We start from the raw sequence: 4,124 nt of genomic DNA, 5'->3' as shown, positions 1-4,124 counted from the left end.
CGGGCAGCGCCAGCAGCCCGGCCAGCGCCGCCGCCCCCACGAGGACGGGGAACGGCAGCGCCCACGCGCACGCCCAGAACGCCGCCTGCGCCACGGTCGTGACGATGAGCACGGGACGAAGGCCGTGCTTGTCGACGAACCTTCCCGACAACGGCGACCCGATCGCCATGCCGATCGTGTTGGCCATGGTGATCAGACCGGCCTTGCCGTATCCCAGGTCGAGCACCACGGCGACGTGCAGGGTCAGCGTCATGCCCATGGCCGTGGATGGAACCCGCGCAAGCAGCCCCACCAGCAATAACGCGGGGACGCCCGGGATCTTGAGCAGTCGTCGGTAAGGGTCGAGAGCCATGTCGTTTCTAACCTCCGCGCTGATTCTGGCAAGAGGCACCGACAGTTTCGCCACGGGTTTTTCGCCGCGTGACAGCGCGTGACATCATCGGAAGGAGTCCGGGGACGCCGCTGGGGCGCCTCGAGACGTTTTCTGGAGGGTTCAACTCATGTCCTCTTCAACCACGCTGTACGGGGGGGCGTCCGGGCGCCGGGTCACCGTCCGCGACCTCACCGCCGCCAAGGAGCGCGGAGAGCGGTGGCCCATGGTCACCGCCTACGACGCGATGACGGCCAGGGTGTTCGACGACGCGGGCATTCCCGTCCTGCTGGTGGGCGACTCGGCGGCCATGGTCGTCTACGGGTACGACTCCACCCTGCCCGTCACGGTCGACGACCTCCTGCCTCTCACGGCGGCCGTCGTACGCGGCTCGTCACGGGCCCTCGTGGTCGCGGACCTGCCGTTCGGGTCGTACCAGTCCTCGCCCCAGCAGGCGCTGGAGTCGGCGGCGCGCTTCATGAAGGAGGCGGGGGCGCACGCGGTCAAACTGGAGGGCGGCCGGCGCATCCTGCCCCAGGTGGAGGCGCTGGTCTCGGCCGGGGTCCCGGTCATGGCCCACCTCGGGCTCACCCCCCAGTCGGTGAACGTCCTGGGCGGCTACCGCGTCCAAGGGCGGGGGCAGTCGGGCGACGAGCTCATGGCCGACGCGAAGGACCTGGAGCGGGCGGGGGCGTTCTCAGTGGTGCTGGAGTGCGTGCCGTCCGACCTGGCTCAACGGGTGACGGCGTCGCTGGCGATCCCGACCATCGGCATCGGTGCGGGTGCCGGGACGGACGCGCAGGTCCTGGTGTGGCAGGACATGATGGGGCTCACGCCGCGACCGGCCCGCTTCGTCAAGCAGTACGCGGATCTGGCCGAAGAGATGGACCGCGCCGTCCGCGCCTTCGCCACCGACGTGGCCTCGGGCGTCTTCCCCGCTCCGGAGCACACCTACAGCTGAGGGGGTCGGGGTCCGCGCTGGCCCAAAGCTGGATCCGGCCGTGCGCCACCGCGGTCGTGCGCCACAGACGCGAGGCGCACGTCACGTGGTCCCGCACCGTGAGGCGCACGTCGCGTCGTCCCACACCGGCTGGCGCACATCGCGTGGTCCCCACCGGACGCTCCCGCACCGGACGCCCGTCGGACGGTCCCACATCGGGCGCATGTCGTATGGCCGGGGCGGTGGCCGTCGTGCCGGGCCGCCGTGCCAGGCCGCCGTGCCAGGCCGCCGTGGCCGCACTCGGCCGGGCCGGGCGCGGCGGCACCGGCGGCCCGATCGACATTGCATCGGGTACGTGGACCCGGCGCAAGAGCGGGGGCCGCGTCAGGTGGTGAGCGTCGAGGGGTCGGTGTTGGAGCCGCAGAGCACCACGGCCACCCGCTCGCCCGGAGCGGGGGTGTAGGCGCCCGACAGCAGCGCCGCGTACGCGGTCGCGCCCGCGGGCTCAGCCGCCACCCGGTGCCGCGCCCAGAGGGTACGCCGAGCCTCCACGATCGCCTCCTCGCTCACCAGCACGCTCTCCACTCGAGGCGAGGAAAGGATCTCGAAGGGCACAGAACCGATCTTGGTGGCACCCAGGGCGTCGGCCGCCACACCGCCCACCTCGACAGGCACCGGCTTCCCCGCCCGCAGCGCCTCGTACAGGGTGGGGATCCGCTCAGGTTCCACTGCGACGATCCGCGGCCCGGACACCGCACCAGGCTCCGGAGCGGCCCCAAGCAAGCCCTCAGACGCGGTCTGGGGCGAGCGTCCCGACTCACCACCGGACGCGGCCGAGAGGCCCGGCGCACCACCGGAGGTTCCCAGAGTGATCCCCGCGGCGAAGCCGCCCCCGCCGACGGCGACCAGCACCGTGTCGACGCCCCCCGTCTGCTCCACGATCTCCAGCCCCGTGGTCCCCTGCCCGGCCACCACCTCAGCCTGGTCGTACGCGTGCACCGCCAGCGCCCCGGTCTCCGCGGCGCGCTTGGCGGCGGCCTCGGCGGCGTCCGAGTAGATGGCACCGGTCTGCGTGATATGCGCCCCCAGCGCCGACAGCCCCGCCACCTTCACCGGGCTGGTCACCTCGGGCACGAAGATCTCCGCCCGCACCCCCAGGGCCCGCGCCGCGTAGGCCACCGCCAGCCCGTGGTTGCCCCCGCTGGCGGCGATCACCCCGCTGGGCGGCAGCTCGCCGGCCGACAGCATGCGGTTGAACGCCCCCCGCACCTTGAACGACCCCGAGTGCTGCAGCAGCTCCAGCTTGAAGAAGACCCCGGGCGAGATCTCGAGAACCGGCGTGCGGAGCACGTGCCCGTCGATACGACCGGCCGCGGCCAGCACATCCGAATAATCCACAGTGGCCACTATGCCAGCGCCTGGGACACGTCGGCCCACAGGTCCTCGGGGTGCTCGATGCCCACCGAGAGGCGTACGGTGCCCTCGCCGATCCCGCTCCTGGCCAGCTCCTCGGCGCTCAGCGAACGATGCGACGTCGTGGCGGGGTGCAGGACGAGCGTCTCCACGCCCCCGAGCGAGGGAGCCAGGAGCGCCAGGCGTACGGAGCTCATGAACTTCTCCCCCGCCGCCCGCCCACCGGCGAGGTCGAACGAGAGCACCCCGCCGAAGCCGGACAGCAGCTTCCCGGCCAGCTCGTACGAGGGATGCGAGGAGAGCCCCGGCCAGTGCACGGCGGTGACGGCGGGGTGCGAGGCGAGCTGGGTGGCGAGGAAGCGGGCGTTGGAGCAGTGGCGCTCCATGCGCAGCCCCAGCGTCTGCAGCCCCCGCAGCGACAGCCAGGCCGCGAACGGATCCGCCGAGGCCCCCAGCTCGATCGCGAAGTGCCACACCTTCTCGTAGAGCGAGGAGGAGGCGAAGACGGCGATGCCGCCCACCACGTCGGTGTGCCCGGACAGGTATTTGGTGGTGGAGTGTACGACGATGTCCGCCCCGTACTCGATGGGCCGACAGAGCAGGGCCGTGGCGAACGTGTTGTCCACCACGGACAGGATCCCCAGCTCGCGGGCCACCGCGCACATCCCCGGCAGGTCGGCGACCAGCGTCATCGGGTTGCTGATCGTCTCCAAGTAGACCAGCCGGCTCTCCGGCCGGACGGCGGCGCGCAGGGCCGCGGGGTCGTTCTCGGGCACGTACGTGACCGTGATCCCGAACCTGCCCACCAGGTCGTTGATCATGGCGGCGGTGCCGCCGTACAGGGAGGTCTGGGCGATGAGGTGGTCGCCGGGCTTGAGCAGGCCGAGCAGGACGGTGTTGATCGCGCCCATGCCCGAGCCCGTGGCGATGGCCGCGGCCCCGCCCTCGAGGTCGGCGATGGCCAGCTCCAGCGAGCGAACGGTGGGGTTGGTGTAGCGCCCGTACACGAACGGCCCGTCGGCCCGCCCCATCGCGTCGGCCATCACGGCGGGGTCGTCGAAGATGAACCCGGAGGTCTGGTAGATCGGCATGGTGATCGGACGGCTGCCCTCGACGGAAGGCTGCGGCACGTGGACGGCGCGGGTCTCCGGACGGAGCATCTCAGGGCGGGAGTCGGTCATACAGCCAGGATCGCCGCAACAAGGGTCCGATGTGAGAGCCAATACGAGAGAATTGGTCCATGAATGGGGCCAATCTTGACGACCTCGTCGATCTGCTGGGCCGTTGGGCGTCGGGGCGTGGCCCGCTGTACCTGCTGCTCGCGGCCAGGCTGCGCGCCCTGATCGACGACGGCGTGCTGCCGCCCGACCAGCCGCTCCCGCCCGACCGGGTGCTCGCCAG

General features: G+C 71.7%; 4 protein-coding genes. 1 reads left to right on the top strand and 3 read right to left on the bottom strand.

The annotated features are described in order from the left end of the window. Positions 1-352 (bottom strand): MFS transporter (locus AB0J09_RS58130; protein ID WP_360711706.1); only part of this gene is annotated, 352 nt, incomplete at its 3' end. A 148-nt stretch (positions 353-500) separates the two neighbouring features. Between AB0J09_RS58130 and panB the strand changes: the two genes are divergently transcribed. Beyond that, positions 501-1,331: a 3-methyl-2-oxobutanoate hydroxymethyltransferase gene (panB, locus tag AB0J09_RS58125; protein WP_360711703.1), complete on the top strand. Its 831-nt coding sequence runs from the start codon at positions 501-503 to the stop codon at positions 1,329-1,331. Between the two features lie 363 nt (positions 1,332-1,694). On the opposite strand, the gene AB0J09_RS58120 is transcribed toward panB, so the two are convergent. Both AB0J09_RS58120 and AB0J09_RS58115 read right to left on the bottom strand, forming a co-directional pair. Beyond that, a complete protein-coding gene (locus AB0J09_RS58120; protein WP_360711701.1) occupies positions 1,695-2,708 on the bottom strand; it encodes a threonine/serine dehydratase in 1,014 nt (337 codons plus the stop codon). Between the two features lie 8 nt (positions 2,709-2,716). Continuing rightward, positions 2,717-3,904 (bottom strand): aminotransferase class I/II-fold pyridoxal phosphate-dependent enzyme, encoded by a 1,188-nt coding sequence (locus AB0J09_RS58115; RefSeq protein ID WP_360711698.1) that lies wholly within the window; start codon positions 3,902-3,904, stop codon positions 2,717-2,719. Positions 3,905-4,124: the final 220 nt, after the last annotated feature.

This window comes from Nonomuraea sp. NPDC049784 (genome assembly GCF_040659615.1).
In the GTDB taxonomy this organism is placed as follows: domain Bacteria; phylum Actinomycetota; class Actinomycetes; order Streptosporangiales; family Streptosporangiaceae; genus Nonomuraea.
This window is presented reverse-complemented; position numbering and strand designations above follow the sequence as displayed.

What these genes read in the sequence shown, in the direction of transcription:
- panB (WP_360711703.1), top strand. Translation starts at nt 501, where the DNA reads ATGTCCTCTTCAACCACGCTGTACGGGGGGGCGTCCGGGCGCCGGGTC.
- AB0J09_RS58115 (WP_360711698.1), bottom strand. Translation starts at nt 3,904, where the DNA reads ATGACCGACTCCCGCCCTGAGATGCTCCGTCCGGAGACCCGCGCCGTC.